Origin of the sequence: Brucella sp. TWI432, from assembly GCF_039674445.1 — a bacterium.
GTDB classification, from domain to species: Bacteria; Pseudomonadota; Alphaproteobacteria; order Rhizobiales; family Rhizobiaceae; genus Brucella; species Brucella chromiisoli.
The window spans coordinates 1-17,504 of sequence record NZ_JBDJNL010000008.1 but is presented as its reverse complement, the minus strand read 5'-3'; the positions used below and the strand labels follow the sequence as shown (position 1 = coordinate 17,504).

Genomic DNA, 17,504 nt, shown 5'->3' with positions numbered 1-17,504 from the left:
TATGAAGGGGGAGACACTTATGAGCACTTTTCGCGCTGCTGCGGTTCAGATGCGTTCGGGCACGGATGTGGCCCGCAATGTCGAGGCGATGGAAAAACTGGTTTCCGATGCTGCGGCAAAGGGTGCTCACTATGTGCAGACCCCGGAAATGACCGGCGCGCTGATGCGTGATCGTGCAGCGCTTTTTGCAAGTCTGCGCGATGAAAAGGAAGATCTGGTCTTTAAGGCCGCGTCAGAACTTGCAAAGAAGTACGGCATTTATCTGCATATTGGTTCGACGGCGATTGCCGCCGGTGACGGCAAGATTGCCAATCGTGGCGGCATCTTCGCGCCATCGGGTGAGAAGATCGCAACCTATGACAAGGTGCATATGTTCGATGTTGATCTCGACAACGGCGAAAGCTGGCGCGAATCAGCAACCTATGAGCCGGGCAAGGAAACGGTGATTGCCGAACTGCCTTTTGCTCATGTTGGCATGGCGGTGTGCTACGATATCCGTTTTCCGCAACTGTTTCGTGCGCAGGCGCTGGCAGGCGCCAATGTGATTACCGGGCCTGCTGCATTCACGCGTCAGACCGGTGAAGCGCACTGGCATGTTTTGCAGCGTGCGCGTGCGATTGAAAATGGCGCGTTCCTGATTTCGGCTGCGCAAGGTGGTGTGCATGAGGATGGTCGCGAGACCTATGGGCATTCGCTGATCGTTTCCCCTTGGGGCAAGGTCTTGGCAGAAGCGGCGCATGATGAGCCGGGTGTCATTGTTGCCGATATTGATGTGAGCGAGAGTGCCGCCGCACGCGCCAAGGTTCCGAACCTCAAGAATGCACGTGAGTTTTCTGTGAAGGTTGTTCAAGAGAAAGAGGACGTATAATCCATGATCCGCTTTTCGCTTCATTGCGATCACGGCCATGAATTTGAAGGCTGGTTTCGTGACAATGCCGACTTCGATCGGCAGTCGGAGCGCAAACTCGTCTCTTGCCCTGTCTGCAATTCGCCTGAAATTCGAAAATCGCTGATGGCGCCTGCCGTCTCCACCAGCCGCTCAAAAGAGCAGGTGGCGATTGCCCTCGGTGAGGCGCAGAAGCAGGCGCTTGAACAAATGCGCGCGTTGAGCCGCAAGGTTCGCGAAAATGCGGATTATGTTGGCGATAAATTTGCGGAAGAAGCGCGTAAAATCCACTTTGGTGAAACCGAAGCGCGGGGCATTTACGGAGAAGCGTCCAAAGAAGACGTTCATTCTCTCATTGAAGATGGCGTCGATGTGATGCCATTGCCTGTCTTCCCGGAAGATAAAAACTGATACTTAAAGACTTTGACTGCGTGAGAGGATATGGCGCATGAAACTGATGGATTCCGCGCCTTTCTTGCTGCTTGCCACAGGCACGCTTCTGGGGCTTATTTTGCCTCTTGGAAAAATCGCCGCTGAAGCGGGGGTTCCGCCGACAATCTGGACATTTTTGTTTTCAGCCAGTGCCGGAGTTATTCTGCTTGTGGCTTTGCTTTTGAGCAAAAAGCGGGTCGGCATTTCCGGCCACAGGTTGCGCTATTACATTTGTACGGCTGCGATTTCCTATGCGGTTCCTAATCTGCTGATCCTGTCGGCAATCCCGCGACTTGGAGCCGGATTTACCGGCATCATGTACACGCTATCGCCGGTGATCACGCTTCTGATCTCGATGGGCTTTGGCCTTCGTCGCCCCAATGCGCTCGGCATTGCAGGGATTATTGTTGGCTTTATCGGTGCCATTATGGTGGCAATGACGCGTGGCGAAGTCGGTAAGCCTGCCGATCCGCTCTGGATCGGATTAGCGCTTCTCATTCCGGTGTTTCTGGCGATGGGAAATGTCTATCGCACGCTTGACTGGCCGAAAAATGCTGATCCGACGGAGCTTGCTTCAGGCAGCCATCTGGCCGCGGCTGTGATGCTGTTGATTGGTATGTTGTTGTTTAACGGCGATTTTCCGATTGAGACACTGGCGCTTGCGCCGCTCACTGCTGTGGCGCAAGGGGTTGCGGCAGCAGGCATGTTTGCTCTGTTTTTTCGCTTACAGGCGGTCGGCGGGCCGGTTTATCTCAGCCAGATCGGCTATGTGGCCGCAGCGCTTGGGCTGATTTCCGGCACGCTGTTTCTGGGCGAAAACTATCCGTTGCTCACATGGATAGGTGCTGTCGTCATCGCCTTTGGTGTGGCACTGACGACAAAAGCTCAGAAGCGTTGATTAAAGCGCGATGCGCTTTGTTTCTTTTGTACAAACATGTCGTTATCAGAAAACCGGTTCCCACTTTTCTGCGACATGTTTCATGCGGGCCGTTCCGCAAGAACCATGTAGTTCACATCGGTATCGCGTGAACGGTTCCAGCTATCGGCAAGTGGGTTATAGGTTACGCCCAGCTTGTCGATCAGATTGAGGCCCGCTTTGCAAAGAGCTGCTTCGAGTTCTTCTGGACGCACCAGCTTTTCATATTGATGCGTGCCGCGCGGAAGCCAGCGCAGCACATATTCCGCACCGATGATTGCCAGACCATAGGCTTTGAACGTGCGGTTGATGGTGGCAACAAACATCAACCCACCCGGCTTTACCATTTCGCTGGTCGCAGACATGAAAAGATCGACATCAGAGACGTGTTCGACCACTTCCATGTTGAGCACGACATCGAACTTCTCGCCCGCTTCGGCCAGAGCTTCGGCAGTGGTTGCGCGATAGTCGACTTCAACGCCGCTTTGGGCCGCGTGAATTTTTGCAACTTCAATATTGGTTTCGGATGCATCCGCACCGATGACCGTTGCACCAAGGCGCGCCATCGGTTCGCACAACAGGCCACCACCGCAGCCAATATCAAGAAAGCGCAGGCCTTCAAACGGGCGCGGACTATTGGCATCAAGCTTGAATTTTTCGCAGACCTTTTCCTTGATATAGGCAAGGCGTGTTGGATTGAATTTATGCAGTGGACGAAATTTGCCCTGCGGGTTCCACCACTCGGCGGCAATGCGCGAAAAATGCTCGATTTCAGAAGCATCAATCGTGGTGCGGGCAGTCTCGGTCATGTCAATCTCCTGCGAAGGCAATGTGCCGTTCTGCTCTCAAGGTAGCGCTTTAAAGTCAAGGATCAAATCAAATTCCTGATTCCAAAGCCTCCATTATTGTTTCACGGGAATCACACCCTTGCGGAAGCGCGACATTTTAGCTATGTGACCCCCGGTTTGTCTGTCGCAAGAAAATAATGTTTCGGCAGGCTAAAGTGTAATTTTGCAAAAGACGGGACGTAACCTTAAATGGCGCGCATCGTGATGAAATTCGGCGGCACTTCTGTGGCTGATCTGGAACGCATCTCCAATGTGGCGCGCCACGTCAAACGTGAAGTCGATGCCGGCAACCAGGTGGCTGTTGTCGTCTCCGCCATGTCGGGCAAAACGAACGAACTGGTCAGCTGGGTGCAGAACATGCCCAAGGTTGCCGGTGGCACCTCGCCTTTTTACGATGCACGTGAATATGATGCCATTGTTGCTTCCGGCGAGCAGGTGACAAGCGGCCTTCTGGCTATTGCGTTGCAGTCCATTGGTGTTGACGCGCGTTCGTGGCAGGGCTGGCAGATTCCGATCCAGACAGACAATGCGCATGGTGCAGCCCGTATTCAAGAAATCGACGGCTCTGAAATTATCCGTCGCATGGAAATGGGACAGGTTGCCGTTGTTGCCGGTTTCCAGGGCATTGGTCCTGATAACCGCATCGCAACACTGGGCCGTGGCGGTTCGGATACGTCTGCTGTCGCGATTGCGGCTGGTGTAAAGGCCGATCGTTGCGACATCTATACCGATGTCGATGGTGTTTATACGACCGATCCACGCATTGAACCGAAGGCAAAGCGCCTTTCCCGCATTACATTTGAAGAAATGCTGGAAATGGCTTCGCTAGGTGCCAAGGTTCTTCAGGTGCGCTCGGTTGAGCTTGCCATGGTACATAAGGTGCGCACCTTCGTGCGCTCCAGTTTTACGGACCCCAATGCACCGGGCATGGATGATCCGATCAACCCGCCCGGAACGCTCATTTGCGACGAGGAAGAAATCGTGGAACAGCAGGTCGTCACAGGTATCGCTTATGCGAAGGATGAAGCTCAGATTTCGCTCCGGCGTGTGGCCGACCGGCCCGGTATCTCGGCAGCGATTTTTGGGCCTCTCGCCGAAGAGCACATTAATGTCGATATGATCGTACAGAATGTCTCGGAAGACGGTTCGAAAACCGATATGACGTTTACGATCCCGACCGGCGATATTGATAAGGCACTGCGCGTTCTTGATAAAGTGAAGGCAGAAATCGGCTCGGATCATATCCAGTCGGAAACCGGTCTTGCTAAGATTTCGGTGATCGGTATCGGTATGCGCAGCCATGCCGGTGTTGCAGCGACTGCTTTTAAGGCCCTGGCTGAAAAGGGCATCAATATCCGCGCGATCACCACGTCTGAGATCAAAATCTCGATCCTGATTGATGGTCCTTATGCTGAACTCGCAGTCCGCACGCTGCATGGCGTCTATGGTCTTGATAAGTAATTAGCCGGCTTTATCTGGTTCGTTTTGAAACAATGCCGCTCGCTAGAAATAGCGTGCGGCATTGGCTTATTGTACGACTTCTCATATTTTCGAACGATTGGACTAGACGTAGGTGTCAAAAATGCTCACAAAGGATTCGGCGTAACGCTTCGCAGGCGGGTAATGGGAACTGGCTTTGCGTGAGGCGGGGCCTGTACCAAATGAGGAGCCTCCGACGATCATGCGTGATCTGACAACTGGTCCCCGCGTGCTGCTGAAGCGGTTGCGCGAATTGATGGCGGAATCACTTGAGCCGCAGGAACGCCTTGACCGGATCGTCCGTGAAATCGCGCAAAATATGGTCGCGGAAGTTTGCTCTTTCTATATTCTGCGCGCCGATGGCGTGCTTGAGCTTTATGCGACTGAAGGTCTTAATCCTCAATCTGTTCACCTTGCACAGCTGCGTCTGGGGCAGGGACTTGTCGGCACGATTGCCGCCAGCGCGCGCCCGTTAAACCTGACCGATGCGCAGAGCCATCCTGCCTTTGCCTATCTGCCTGAAACCGGCGAAGAAGCCTATAATTCGTTCCTTGGTGTGCCTGTGCTTCGTGCTGGCCGCACTTTGGGCGTTCTTGTTGTCCAGAATCAGACCAAGCGCGCTTATCGTGAGGATGAGGTTGAGGCACTTGAAACGACAGCAATGGTTCTGGCCGAGATTATCGCGACCGGCGATGGTCTGCGTCTTGCCCGCCCCGGTATCGAACTGGATCTTGGCCGTCCGATGAGCGTGACGGGCAATGCGCTCAATGACGGTATCGGGCTTGGTCATGTCGTGCTGCATGAGCCGCGTATCGTTGTCACCAACCTGTTTAATGAAGACAGCCAGGCTGAACTGGCCCGGCTGGAAGAAGCTGTTGGCTCATTGCGCATTTCCATCGATGATATGCTTTCGCGCCGCGATGTGGCTGTGGAAGGCGAGCATCGTGAAGTGCTCGAAGCCTATCGCATGTTTGCGCATGATCGCGGCTGGGTGCGGCGTCTGGAAGAAGCCATTCACAATGGTCTGACGGCGGAAGCCGCGGTCGAGAAGGTGCAGAGCGACACGCGTGCGCGCATGGTGCATCTGACCGATCCTTATATGCGCGAACGTCTGTCCGATTTTGATGATCTGGCAAACCGCCTGCTGCGTCAGCTGATGGGGCGCGATGTCAAGACTATCGCCGAATCACTGGCAAAGGATGCCATTATCGTTGCGCGCACCATGGGCGCTGCCGAACTGCTTGACTATCCGCGCGAGCGTTTGCGTGGCGTGGTGCTCGAAGATGGTGCCGCGACCAGCCATGTGGTGATTGTTGCGCGGGCGATGGGCATTCCCGTGGTCGGTCAGGCCAAGGGCGCTGTTTCCATGGCGGAAAACAATGATGCGGCTATCGTTGATGGTGATGAGGGCATTGTGCATCTGCGCCCACAGGCGGATGTGGAATTGGCTTATGCCGAAAAAGTCCGCTTCCGTGCGCGTCGTCAGGCGCATTATCGCGAATTGCGCGACAAGCCCGCGCTGACGCAGGATGGCGTTGATATTTCGCTTTTGATGAATGCGGGTCTTCTGGTTGATCTGCCGCAGCTTTCGGCATCGGGCGCTGCCGGCATTGGTTTGTTCCGCACCGAGCTTCAGTTCATGGTGGCATCGACCTTCCCGCGTGCAGAACAGCAGGAACGTCTTTATCGCTCTGTGATTGAGGCTGCGGGCAGCAAGCCTGTAACCTTCCGCACACTCGATATTGGTGGTGACAAGGTTCTTCCTTATTTCCGCGCAACCGGTCAGGAAGAAAATCCAGCTCTTGGCTGGCGCGCGATCCGCCTGACGCTGGATCGTCCGGGCCTGCTGCGCACCCAGTTGCGCGCACTTCTGAAAGCGGCCGGTGGCCGTGAGCTGAAACTTATGTTGCCGATGGTGACGGAAGTGTCGGAAGTGAAGGCTGCACGCGAGATTATCGATCGTGAAGTGCGTCATCTGTCACGCTTTGCACACACGCTGCCGCTTAATCTCAAGCTTGGTGCGATGATCGAAGTGCCTGCGCTTTTGTGGCAGCTTGATGAGTTGATGTCGATTGTGGACTTTGTGTCTGTCGGTTCCAACGACCTGTTTCAGTTTCTGATGGCCGTCGATCGCGGGAACTCGTTGATTTCGGGTCGTTTTGATCAGTTGTCGCCTGCGTTCCTGCGCACATTGCGTCACATTGTTGATGCAGGAAAACGGCATGGAAAGCCGGTGACACTGTGCGGTGAAATGGCCGGACGTCCGCTGACGGCGATGGCGCTGATTGGCCTTGGTTTCCGCTCGATTTCGATGTCAGCGGCAAGTATTGGTCCGGTTAAGGCAATGCTGGGAGCGCTTGACGCGGGCAAGCTCAATGCTTTGCTTAATGAGAAGCTCGACAAGCCAAATGGTGCACATTCGCTGCGTGAGTTGCTGCTTCAGTTTGCCGAAGACAACGATATTCCGCTATAGCGTAGAAAATTGCATGAAATGTTTGGGTGTCGCGCCTTGTGCGCGGCCCTTAATACTGCTTATTCGCGCTGCTATTAAAGTTTTCAGGATATACCAATGATCGCATTGCCACAGGACCGGATGGACCAGCTTTTGAAGCGGTTCTCGATGATTGAAAGCCAGATGGCGAACAATCCGGATTCGGAAACCTATGTGAAACTTGCTTCAGAATATTCCGAGCTTCAGGAGGTTGTCGGAAAAATCCGGGAGCTGACCGATGCGCGTAATGAAGCCCGTGATCTGACTGCTATGCGCGATGATGCCTCAACCGATGCCGAAATGCGCGCATTGGCAGTGGAAGAATTGCCAGACGTTGAAAAGCGCATTGAAGGTCTTGAACAGGAAGTCCAGATTCTGCTTCTGCCCAAAGACGCTGCCGATGAAAAGAATGCGATCCTTGAAATCCGTGCCGGTACGGGTGGACTTGAAGCGGCGCTGTTTGCTGGCGACCTCTTTCGCATGTATGAGCGTTTTGCTTCCGAAAAAGGCTGGCGCGTTGAGCTTGTTTCGTCAAGCGAGGGCGATGCCGGTGGTTACAAGGAAATTATTGCCACTGTTTCGGGCAAGGGCGTGTTTTCCAAGCTGAAGTTCGAATCCGGTGTGCACCGCGTGCAACGTGTGCCGGAAACCGAAGCGGGTGGGCGTATCCATACGTCTGCGGCAACGGTTGCCGTGCTTCCAGAAGCCGAAGACATTGATATCGAAATTCGCAACGAAGATATCCGCATTGATACAATGCGCGCTTCGGGTGCGGGTGGTCAGCACGTCAACACGACTGACTCGGCAGTGCGCATCACGCATATTCCAACAGGCATCATGGTGGTGCAGGCCGAAAAATCGCAGCACCAGAACCGCGCCCGTGCCATGCAGATCCTGCGCGCGCGTCTTTATGATATGGAGCGGCAAAAGGCTGAGTCAGAACGCTCAGAATCACGCCGCAGCCAGGTGGGGTCGGGCGACCGTTCCGAGCGTATCCGCACCTACAACTTCCCACAGGGGCGCGTGACCGATCATCGCATCAACCTCACGCTTTACAAGCTTGACCGGGTGATGATGGGGGAACTTGATGAACTGGTCGACGCGCTGATTTCAGACCATCAGACGGCGCTGTTGATGGAAATGGGCGAAAACGCGTGAGTGGTGAACGTCTTGATCATCTGATGGCGCAAGCCCGCGCACGATTGCGGGGTGCGGGTGTTAATACGCCTGATCTTGATGCGCAGTTGCTGCTTGAATGGACAACCGGCGCGACACGGCTTGATATGATTGTGTCACCGGAAAAGATGATGGATGAGGAACAGGTCGCGAAATTAAACGATGCGCTTGAGCGCCGCGCCGAAGGGGAGCCTGTGCACCGCATTATCGGTATGCGTGATTTCTATGGTTTGCCGTTCAGGCTTTCGCCCGAAACACTCGAACCACGCCCGGATACGGAGGCGCTTGTCGAGCTTGTTTCGCCCTATATTGAAAAGCTGATTGCGCTATATGGTCGGGCGCTGATGCTTGATATGGGGACAGGAACGGGCGCAATTGCGATTTCACTCCTGCATAAATTTGAGAAGCTCAATGCGATCGGGCTTGATGTGGCTGATGGTGCGCTGGCCATGGCGCGGATCAATGCGGCAACCAATGGGGTGAGTGAGAGATTTGCGGCATTGAAAAGCGACTGGTTTGCGAATGTCAGCGGAAAGTTTCATCTCATTGTTTCAAACCCGCCCTATATTCCGCATGAAGAGATTGCTGCTCTCTCAGCTGATGTGCGCGAGCATGATCCGATGGCAGCCCTTGATGGTGGGGCGGACGGGCTTGATTTCTATCGTGCTCTTGCAAGTGGGGCAGTCGGATACCTATTTGATGGCGGTATGATTGCGGTTGAAATTGGCGTGGGCCAGTTTGACGATGTCGGCACCATTTTTGAAAGCGCCAATTTCCATTTGATCAATTCTGCAAGCGATTTGGGTGGCCACAGAAGGGCCATGGTTTTCATGCATGAAGACATTATGCCAAGGTGCTAAGATGCTGACGCGTCATGCCTTGAAAATGTTCAATCGCCACACAGGCTTAACCAAGTATCCACGAAACATGATTACCGGTATTTGGTATTGCAAGTGTTTGATGTGTCATAAGTAAAAAAACACGCGACGACCTCAAAAAAGCGCTTGGAATTTGCGGCGAAGCCGGTTAGTTTCCAGCCACCGTATACAGCCAGAATGGTTTTGCCCGCTTGAGGGCGGTGGCGGAAATACTCCATGACGAATTAGGGTCATGCTCCTATGAGGTTTTTCTCAAGGGATGGTTTGTACGGAAATGCTCGACTTTCAAAAATAGTTCCGAAGGGTTTTCTTTTCGGGAGGTCTTGCAAATACCAAGCCAAAAAGTTCGCGTTGTCCTTTGTGGACGGTGCGGAACTCTGAACAATTCGATGTGTGGGAAGTTTTAGGGTGTGCTTCCTCCATGGCTCGATAATGCGAAGCCGGTGGCTTTAAGCCGCGGGAATTTGACGCCCTTTAATCTGAAAAGAGAAGACGATGAGGCCAGCACAGCAGAACAGGCGCATGCGCGGACGGGGAAATAACAATAATAACAACAACAACAACCGCAAGGGCCCCAATCCTCTGTCGCGTAATTATGAAAGCAATGGACCGGATGTAAAAATCCGCGGCAATGCTCAACATATTGCAGAAAAATATACGACTTTGGCCCGTGACGCACAGGCGTCCGGTGATCGGGTCATGGCTGAAAATTACCTTCAGCACGCAGAACATTACAATCGCATCATCATGGCTGCCATGGCGCAGCAGAACATTCCGTATCAGCGCGAAGAAAACTTCGACAATGACGGTGGTGATGAAGATGAAAGCGGCTATGCCCCAGCAGCGCCAGCGCCACAGCCAGCCAATGGTTCCGGGCCGCAGCCGGTGATTGAAGGCACGCCAGCTGAAGTTGTTTATGGTGAAGAGAGCAGCGAAGGCCGCGCGGACAACCGCCCTGACAATCGTTCGCAGCCCCGCGATGGACGGGATCAGCGCCGTCTCGGTCGCGGTCGCCGCCCTCAGCGCGAGCGCTTCAATGCAGGCGAAACTTCCGAACAGCCTGTCATCGAGGCCGCTGTTGCGGCGCTAGCCGATGAACAGCCAGCTCCGACGCCTGTTGTTGAGCCGGTTGCTGAAAAGCCGGTTGCTGAAAAGCCCGCCGCTCAAAAGCCAGTGCGTGCTGAACGGCCTGCCAAAGTTGCGGAAGAAGTAGCACCGGCTGTTGAAAAGTCGGCGCCTGCGGTTGAAGCAGCGGTTGAGGCTTCGGTTAAAGAAGAAGCGCCAGCCCGCGTCACGCGGCGCCCCGGTCGCCCGCGTCGTGTTCCCAAGGATGAAGTTGCTGAACCTGCGGATTCTGATGCGTAATTGCTGAACTCGCAAGACGATAGATTTTAAAAAATGGCGCGGTTTTCCGCGCCATTTTTATTTGCATTTTAAGGCGCTTTCCGGGCTTGCCGAAATCGTTCCATACTCCCATATTCCTTCTTGGATAAGGAGCCAGCTGATAAGGGGGCTCCGTCACCAGAAGTCTTCCGATGCCGATACGGGTCGGAGGGAAAAGGAGACATTATGAATATTGAGAAATATACCGAACGGGTTCGGGGCTTTATCCAGTCTGCCCAGACATTTGCCCTTTCTTCCAGCAATCAGCAGTTTACACCTGAGCATCTTCTCAAAGTCCTCGTTGATGACGATGAAGGGCTGGTCGCGTCGCTGATTGAGCGTGCTGGCGGTCGTATCGCCGATGTGCGCATGGGCTTGCAGACAGCCCTAGAAAAGCTGCCAAAAGTGACCGGCGGTAATGACCAGCTTTATCTTGCGCAGCCTTTGGCCAAGGTTTTTACTCTTGCCGAAGAGCTTGCGACCAAGGCGGGTGACAGCTTTGTCACGGTTGAACGCCTGTTGACTGCGCTTGCTATTGAGAAGTCTGCAAAAACGTCTGAAATTCTTGCTGCTGCCGGTGTGACACCGACCGCGCTCAACAAGGTTATCAATGATATGCGTAAAGGCCGCACAGCCGATTCTGCTTCCGCTGAAAGCAATTACGATGCGCTGAAGAAATATGCGCGCGATCTGACGGAAGATGCGCGTGCAGGCAAGCTTGATCCGGTTATCGGCCGCGATGAAGAAATTCGCCGCACGATTCAGGTACTGTCGCGCCGCACCAAGAACAATCCGGTGCTGATCGGTGAGCCAGGCGTTGGTAAGACAGCGATTGCCGAGGGCCTGGCGCTGCGCATTGTGAATGGCGATGTGCCCGAATCGCTCAAAGACAAGCAACTGATGGCGCTCGATATGGGTGCGCTGATTGCCGGTGCGAAATATCGCGGTGAATTTGAAGAACGTCTGAAGGCTGTGCTTTCGGAAGTGCAGACGGCTGCCGGTGAGATCATTCTTTTCATCGATGAAATGCATACGCTGGTTGGTGCCGGAAAGTCCGATGGTGCGATGGATGCATCCAATCTGCTCAAGCCCGCATTGGCGCGCGGTGAGTTGCATTGTGTGGGTGCGACCACGCTTGAGGAATATCGCAAATATGTTGAAAAGGACGCAGCACTTGCGCGTCGTTTCCAGCCGGTATTTGTCGATGAGCCGACAGTTGAGGACACGATTTCGATCCTTCGTGGTTTGAAGGAGAAATATGAGCAGCACCATAAGGTCCGTGTTTCTGACTCGGCACTTGTTGCGGCTGCAACGCTTTCAAACCGTTATATCACCGACCGTTTCCTGCCGGATAAGGCAATTGACCTTGTCGATGAAGCCGCATCGCGTCTGCGTATGCAGGTGGATTCAAAGCCGGAAGAACTCGACGAAATTGATCGTCGCGCCATGCAGCTCAAAATTGAGCGTGAAGCGCTGAAGGTCGAAACGGATACGGCTTCCAAAGATCGTTTGCAGCGTCTTGAAAAAGAGCTGTCCGATCTGGAAGAGGAATCAGCGGAGCTGACGGCAAAGTGGCAGGCTGAAAAGCAGAAGCTTGGCCTTGCTGCTGATTTGAAGCGTCAGTTGGAAGAAGCACGCAATGCTTTGGCGATTGCACAGCGCAGCGGTGAATTCCAGAAGGCTGGCGAGCTGGCTTATGGAACAATCCCTCAGCTTGAGAAGCAGCTTGCCGATTCTGAAAGCATCGAAAATAAGGGCTCCCTCCTTGAGGAAACCGTAACACCTGAACATGTTGCGCAGGTTGTTGGGCGCTGGACCGGCATTCCGGTTGAGCGGATGCTGGAAGGTGAACGCGAAAAGCTTTTGCGTATGGAAGACGAACTCGCAAAGCGGGTCGTTGGACAGGGCGAGGCTGTTCAGGCTGTTTCCAAGGCCGTCCGTCGTGCGCGCGCGGGCCTTCAGGATCCAAACAGGCCAATCGGCTCGTTCATCTTCCTTGGACCAACGGGTGTGGGCAAGACCGAGCTGACCAAGGCGCTGGCTTCGTTCCTGTTTCAGGACGACACGGCAATGGTGCGCATTGATATGTCGGAATTCATGGAGAAGCACTCCGTAAGCCGACTGATCGGTGCCCCTCCCGGCTATGTCGGCTATGAGGAAGGCGGCGTTCTGACGGAAGCTGTACGGCGCAGACCCTATCAGGTGATCCTGTTCGACGAGATCGAAAAGGCGCACCCGGATGTGTTCAACGTGTTGCTTCAGGTTCTCGATGATGGTCGTCTGACCGATGGTCAGGGCCGCACGGTCGATTTCCGCAATACTGTCATTATCATGACCTCGAACCTTGGCGCTGAATATCTCGTCAATCTTGGCGAGAATGATGATGTTGAAACTGTGCGTGATGAGGTGATGGGTGTTGTGCGGGCGTCGTTCCGTCCAGAGTTTCTCAACCGCGTCGATGAAATTATCCTGTTCCACAGGCTGCGTCGTGACGATATGGGATCGATTGTCGATATCCAGCTCAAGCGTTTGCAGGCTCTGTTGCATGATCGCAAGATTATTTTGGAACTCGAAGATGATGCGCGCGAGTGGTTGGCAAACAAAGGATACGATCCGGCTTATGGTGCGCGTCCGTTGAAGCGGGTTATTCAGAAAGAAGTTCAGGACCCGTTGGCCGAACGAATTCTGGTTGGCGATATTCTTGACGGTTCGATCGTCAAGATTTTGCCTGGCTCGGACCGACTCAACTTTCGTCCTATCCGTGTGATGGGTGAAGGTGAACCGGTGCAGGAAGACGAAAAGGCCTAAGTCTTAAACTATGTCGCAAACGGCGCCGCACTCGTTTGAGTGCGGCGCTTTTTTCTTTTTGAACAGGATGTTCAGGCCATCTTCATGTCCAGTTCATCTGGCATTTGCTGTTATTGGGTAATTAATTGTTAACCATATAGTTGCATTCCTTGTCTCAAGGTAATTCAGGGTTTCTTGTATGTCGCATCTCTTACGCATGCTTCGCTTCGGATTGTTCGGGTTTGCAAGTGTTTTTACCGGCATTCTTGCTGTAGGCGGTTCAGCCTTTGCGCAAACAAGTGATGCGGCAATTCATGTTTCGCAGCCAACGCAGCTCGCGCAGCTCTTTGATTGGGGGCACGATCGCGGACGCGACAGGGGCTTGCGCGTTTATACTGATGAATATGGTCGGCAGGTAACGGTTGATCGTCGCGGACGTGTTTTGCATATCGAAGACCCGCGCGATTCCGGGCGCTATGCAAGTGGTCGCCAACAGAATGATGGCTGGTCCGATGGTCCTGTGGGCGGTGGCGCGCCCTATGACGGCTTTGGCAATGTGCCTGAAGATCCGAATTATTATCCAGAAGCGCCCGCCGCGCCCGGTTATGATTATAACCGGGACGGTCAGGTCCAGCGCTCGGAATTGCCGCCGGCAGGCACCGAATACCCGGACACCGAATCACCAACAGCCAGCATCAATCGCGATCCCGGTTATCAACAGCCAGGGACGCAGCCGCAGGCTGTTCCGCATGTCGATGATATGACGCCAGCCATCGAAATGCCGAAAGGGCAGGGCGCAAAGCAGAAGATTGCGGCCTATCAGGTGTTGCTTGATCGCGCAGGTGCATCCCCCGGTGTGATTGATGGTCGCTCTGGCAGCAATGTGGACAAGGCTGCCGCCGCCTATAGCGAAATGACGGGTAAATTTCTCAATCCGAGTGATGAGGCTGCAATCAATGCCGAGCTTGAAGCCACCGGCGGCCCGGCTTTCACCGACTATACAATCACCAACGAAGATGTTGGCCGCCAGTATGTTGCATCCATTCCCGATGATTATGCCCATAAAGCACAGCTTCCGGCGATGGCCTATACATCCGTGACTGAAATGCTCGGTGAGAAGTTTCACATTGATGAAGCCTATCTCAAGGAGATCAATCCGGGTGTGAACTTCAATCAGCCGGGTTCTGTCGTAAAGGTTCCGAACCTTGGCAAAGCTGTTCGATCGAAGGTTGCACGAATCATTGCCGACAAGGCGCGGAAGCAAGTGCGCGGCTATGACGAGAACGGCAAACTAGTCGTTGCCTATCCGTCAACAATTGGCTCGTCTGATACGCCGTCACCATCGGGTATCGTGCAAGTCCAGCGCATCGCGATCAATCCGAACTATACATATAATCCGAAGCTTAACTTCAAGCAGGGTAACAATGACAAGGTTCTGACCATTCCGCCGGGTCCAAACGGTCCGGTCGGCACAGTGTGGATTGCGCTGTCAAAGCCAACATATGGTATTCACGGAACGCCTGAACCCTCGCGTATCGGCAAAACATCCAGCCATGGCTGTGTGCGTTTGACCAATTGGGATGCGGAAGAGCTGGCGAAGCTTGTGAAACCGGGTGTAACGGTTGAATTCACCGATTAGAGCGCATTTTGCTTCTGATTGGATCAGATCGGCGCTCTAATCCTTTGTTCTAACGCGCATCTTTTCCAAAAACCGTGTGACAGGCAACGAAAGCATATTCATACAATATGCTTTCGTTTTGCGTTTTTAAGCTCGCTTGTTTGAAGAATCAGCTCTTTGCCGAACCGCTGGATGCAAGTTTGGTGCCTGCATCATCTGTATTTAACAGTGTATCGATACGATCGCGCTCTTGCTTAAAGGCTTCCAGTTCCGGTCCTTTAAGCGCTTTATTATCTGGCAAACGAATACGAAGCGGGTCAACCTTGGTTCCATTAACGATCAGCTCGTAATGAAGGTGTGGACCGGTTGAAAGGCCGGTTGAGCCAACATAGCCAATCACTTGTCCCTGACGCACACGCTGACCGGCGCTTATGCCACGTGCAATTGCATTTTGATGGCTGTAGCTGCTGACATAACCATTGGCGTGACGAATCAAAGTCTGGTTGCCATAGCCATTCGTCCATCCAGCCTTTTCAACAACACCATTGCCCGAAGCAATAATCGGCGTGCCGCGTGGTGCTGCCCAATCAACACCGGTATGCATGCGGCTGTAGCCAAGAATCGGATGTCGGCGCATTCCAAAAGGAGAGCGGAATACGCCATTGGGCACCGGATTGCGCAATAGGAACTGTTTGGCACTCTTGCCGTCTTCATTGAAGTAATCGATGCTGCCATCGGGTGCCTGATAGCGGTAGAACTTTCGCGTCGTTCCGCTGAAGGTCGCTGCGACGAAAAGAAGATGGGAATCACCGTCTGGTTTTTCCGGGTCGTCCGGCAAGGAGAAAAAAGCATCGATTTTGTCGTTCGGCGAAAGGCGAGCCTGGAGATCGACATCGCTCGCCAGCATTTTGACGAGGTTTTCGCGCATGGTTTCGGTCATACCATAGGCAAGGGCTGCGCGGCTGATACCATCATATGCACTTGGCAGATTGCCGCGGATGGCGGTTGGCGGCGCATCGCCATCGAACGCAGATGCGAGCAGCGGTGTTTCTTCTGGCTGATCGGACGGCACATATTGCATACGATCATTCAGCGACACCGTCACCAGATGTGTGGTTCGATGATAAACACTCGCTCTGACAACGCGGTCTTCGCCATTTTGTGTTTCGGTCCCGATACGCAGGACGCTACCTTCTTTAAGGCGCGGCGAATTGAGCAGTTTGATAAGCGCATCCGCCATATGAGAGACGTCTTCTCCCGTGTAACCCGCATCTTGCAGCGCCTGTTTGATGTCCATCGTCCGGCGGAAAGGAATCAGTTCTTCCGAGAAACCGTCGGCGGCTTCTTCATCATCGGCACGCAGCGCAACGCTGACATTTTCCTGGGTGATTTTTACACCGAGAGCGGGGCTAAGCGCAAAAGACGAATCGGTTCCACCGAAACGCGCCGGGTCCACATAGTGTAAAGAGGCAACCTGGACATCACCGTCGGTTAGCAGCGCGCCGGTGTCGCGGACGACTTTTTCAACTTCATCAACAGTCAGATCATTGGATGCGTCGAAAGTCGTGCTGTTGAGTGGAAAATCGGCAACTTGCAGGCTGACTTCACTTTCAACTTTTGCACCGTAAATCTGCCCGGTATCGGTAGGTTGCGGTGCCGCCGGACCTTCCGAGAAAATAGACATCGCATCAAATGCCGGGTACTTGCGACTTGTTGGATGGTCAACGGCCAAAGCCATATGCACCAGCTCAAAGGGTCTTGTGCGGATAACCTCGCGCTCGCCAACCTTTTGCATCGTTGAAAGGTCGAAGCGACGGCGATCTGTGGCTTTCTGCTTTGAAATCGTGCTGACGAGGCGGGCGCCTTTGGTGACGTTCGTATCATTGACGATGCCGGGCATGTCATTGCGCGCGAGAATTTCCGGTGGCGTTGCCAATTGTTCGCGGCCATCTAGGGCGGCAAACAAAGCCACACCAATGAGCATGCAAGACGTAACGCCTGTAAGAAATGTGCCTGCAAGCCAACGTGCTGAAACTTCACGCCGGTCAGGGGGGCGGCGGCGTCCGCCTACCGTCAGTGGGGGCTCGTCACCCGGATCCAGATTGTTGGGCCCCAATTCTTTCATGCTGCTTTTGTTGGCCCTTCTGCAAATCTGGCCGCACCCGAAGGTGCGTGAACATCATTTTCCAGAAAGCAGCGGGACCGCGATCTGATGTATGGTGTCTTCCCTTAATTATGGAAGTCCCTCAAACGGGATTTTGAGTTTTGCCTGCCGTAACGCCTTAAGTCAACGATAAGCGGACCAGCTTTCGTTATTCACAGCATCCAGCCAGCCGCTTTTTGATTTGCGTGAAGGCTATTTCAATAATGAGGCCGGTTTGTGACCCCATCAGGCTATCTCTTAGGGGCTTTGTTAGAGGGGTATATATAAGCGTATATCGTGAAAACCCTGCTAATTGGGGAGAATTGTCAAAAAAGTTTCAAATAAGACAGTTTTGCCGTTGACAGTTTTGTTGAGTGGGGTCTATATGGCGCCACAACGAGGGCGGCGACGCTGCTAGCGGCAGACTGGTTCGTCCCTTGAGTTGGCAGATTGAGTTTGACAGCGAT

The 17,504-nt window shown here is 53.7% G+C and carries 12 protein-coding genes; 10 read left to right on the top strand and 2 right to left on the bottom strand.

Annotated elements, in window-relative coordinates; all coding sequences use genetic code 11:
* Positions 1-19: 19 nt before the first annotated feature.
* From ABE527_RS12505 to ABE527_RS12495, 3 genes are read left to right on the top strand one after another with little or no spacing between them, the layout of a single operon-like run.
* The gene (locus ABE527_RS12505) at positions 20-868 is read left to right on the top strand and encodes a carbon-nitrogen hydrolase family protein (protein ID WP_265986918.1); all 849 of its coding nucleotides are present in this window, start codon (positions 20-22) and stop codon (positions 866-868) included.
* A gap of 3 nt (positions 869-871) precedes the next feature.
* Complete coding sequence (locus ABE527_RS12500) at positions 872-1,297, top strand: DUF1178 family protein (RefSeq protein WP_265986917.1); 426 nt, start codon at positions 872-874, stop codon at positions 1,295-1,297.
* A 37-nt stretch (positions 1,298-1,334) separates the two neighbouring features.
* Entirely contained in the window at positions 1,335-2,216 is an 882-nt protein-coding gene (locus ABE527_RS12495) for a DMT family transporter (protein ID WP_265986916.1), read from the top strand.
* A gap of 80 nt (positions 2,217-2,296) precedes the next feature.
* Here the strand turns inward: ABE527_RS12495 and ubiG are convergent, their stop codons facing one another.
* Positions 2,297-3,043, bottom strand: coding sequence for a bifunctional 2-polyprenyl-6-hydroxyphenol methylase/3-demethylubiquinol 3-O-methyltransferase UbiG (gene ubiG, locus ABE527_RS12490; RefSeq protein WP_499694721.1), 747 nt, complete (start codon positions 3,041-3,043; stop codon positions 2,297-2,299).
* Positions 3,044-3,271: 228 nt separating this feature from the next.
* Here ubiG and ABE527_RS12485 point away from each other — a divergent pair, with 228 nt between their 5' ends.
* From ABE527_RS12485 to ABE527_RS12455, 7 genes are all read left to right on the top strand, one after another.
* On the top strand, positions 3,272-4,543 hold the full coding sequence (locus ABE527_RS12485) for an aspartate kinase (RefSeq protein WP_265986913.1): 1,272 nt from the start codon (positions 3,272-3,274) through the stop codon (positions 4,541-4,543).
* Between the two features lie 220 nt (positions 4,544-4,763).
* Positions 4,764-7,034 (top strand): phosphoenolpyruvate--protein phosphotransferase, encoded by a 2,271-nt coding sequence (gene ptsP / locus ABE527_RS12480; protein WP_265986912.1) that lies wholly within the window; start codon positions 4,764-4,766, stop codon positions 7,032-7,034.
* A 96-nt stretch (positions 7,035-7,130) separates the two neighbouring features.
* Complete coding sequence (prfA, locus tag ABE527_RS12475) at positions 7,131-8,210, top strand: peptide chain release factor 1 (protein WP_499694719.1); 1,080 nt, start codon at positions 7,131-7,133, stop codon at positions 8,208-8,210.
* Positions 8,211-8,233: 23 nt separating this feature from the next.
* Entirely contained in the window at positions 8,234-9,088 is an 855-nt protein-coding gene (gene prmC / locus ABE527_RS12470; RefSeq protein WP_499697185.1) for a peptide chain release factor N(5)-glutamine methyltransferase, read from the top strand.
* Between the two features lie 513 nt (positions 9,089-9,601).
* Positions 9,602-10,471, top strand: a complete 870-nt coding sequence (locus ABE527_RS12465) for a DUF4167 domain-containing protein (protein WP_499697113.1) — start codon at positions 9,602-9,604, stop codon at positions 10,469-10,471.
* A gap of 204 nt (positions 10,472-10,675) precedes the next feature.
* On the top strand, positions 10,676-13,297 hold the full coding sequence (clpB, locus tag ABE527_RS12460) for an ATP-dependent chaperone ClpB (RefSeq protein WP_499697112.1): 2,622 nt from the start codon (positions 10,676-10,678) through the stop codon (positions 13,295-13,297).
* Between the two features lie 178 nt (positions 13,298-13,475).
* Complete coding sequence (locus ABE527_RS12455; protein WP_499697111.1) at positions 13,476-14,915, top strand: L,D-transpeptidase; 1,440 nt, start codon at positions 13,476-13,478, stop codon at positions 14,913-14,915.
* A 148-nt stretch (positions 14,916-15,063) separates the two neighbouring features.
* Here the strand turns inward: ABE527_RS12455 and ABE527_RS12450 are convergent, their stop codons facing one another.
* Positions 15,064-17,019 carry a M23 family metallopeptidase gene (locus tag ABE527_RS12450; RefSeq protein WP_499694715.1) on the bottom strand — a complete coding sequence of 652 codons (1,956 nt, stop codon included), beginning with the start codon at positions 17,017-17,019 and terminating at the stop codon, positions 15,064-15,066.
* Positions 17,020-17,504: the final 485 nt, after the last annotated feature.

What these genes read in the sequence shown, in the direction of transcription:
- ABE527_RS12505 (WP_265986918.1), top strand. Translation starts at nt 20, where the DNA reads ATGAGCACTTTTCGCGCTGCTGCGGTTCAGATGCGTTCGGGCACGGAT.
- ABE527_RS12500 (WP_265986917.1), top strand. Translation starts at nt 872, where the DNA reads ATGATCCGCTTTTCGCTTCATTGCGATCACGGCCATGAATTTGAAGGC.
- ABE527_RS12495 (WP_265986916.1), top strand. Translation starts at nt 1,335, where the DNA reads ATGAAACTGATGGATTCCGCGCCTTTCTTGCTGCTTGCCACAGGCACG.
- ubiG (WP_499694721.1), bottom strand. Translation starts at nt 3,043, where the DNA reads ATGACCGAGACTGCCCGCACCACGATTGATGCTTCTGAAATCGAGCAT.
- ABE527_RS12485 (WP_265986913.1), top strand. Translation starts at nt 3,272, where the DNA reads ATGGCGCGCATCGTGATGAAATTCGGCGGCACTTCTGTGGCTGATCTG.
- ptsP (WP_265986912.1), top strand. Translation starts at nt 4,764, where the DNA reads ATGCGTGATCTGACAACTGGTCCCCGCGTGCTGCTGAAGCGGTTGCGC.
- prfA (WP_499694719.1), top strand. Translation starts at nt 7,131, where the DNA reads ATGATCGCATTGCCACAGGACCGGATGGACCAGCTTTTGAAGCGGTTC.
- prmC (WP_499697185.1), top strand. Translation starts at nt 8,234, where the DNA reads ATGGCGCAAGCCCGCGCACGATTGCGGGGTGCGGGTGTTAATACGCCT.
- ABE527_RS12465 (WP_499697113.1), top strand. Translation starts at nt 9,602, where the DNA reads ATGAGGCCAGCACAGCAGAACAGGCGCATGCGCGGACGGGGAAATAAC.
- clpB (WP_499697112.1), top strand. Translation starts at nt 10,676, where the DNA reads ATGAATATTGAGAAATATACCGAACGGGTTCGGGGCTTTATCCAGTCT.
- ABE527_RS12455 (WP_499697111.1), top strand. Translation starts at nt 13,476, where the DNA reads ATGTCGCATCTCTTACGCATGCTTCGCTTCGGATTGTTCGGGTTTGCA.
- ABE527_RS12450 (WP_499694715.1), bottom strand. Translation starts at nt 17,019, where the DNA reads ATGAAAGAATTGGGGCCCAACAATCTGGATCCGGGTGACGAGCCCCCA.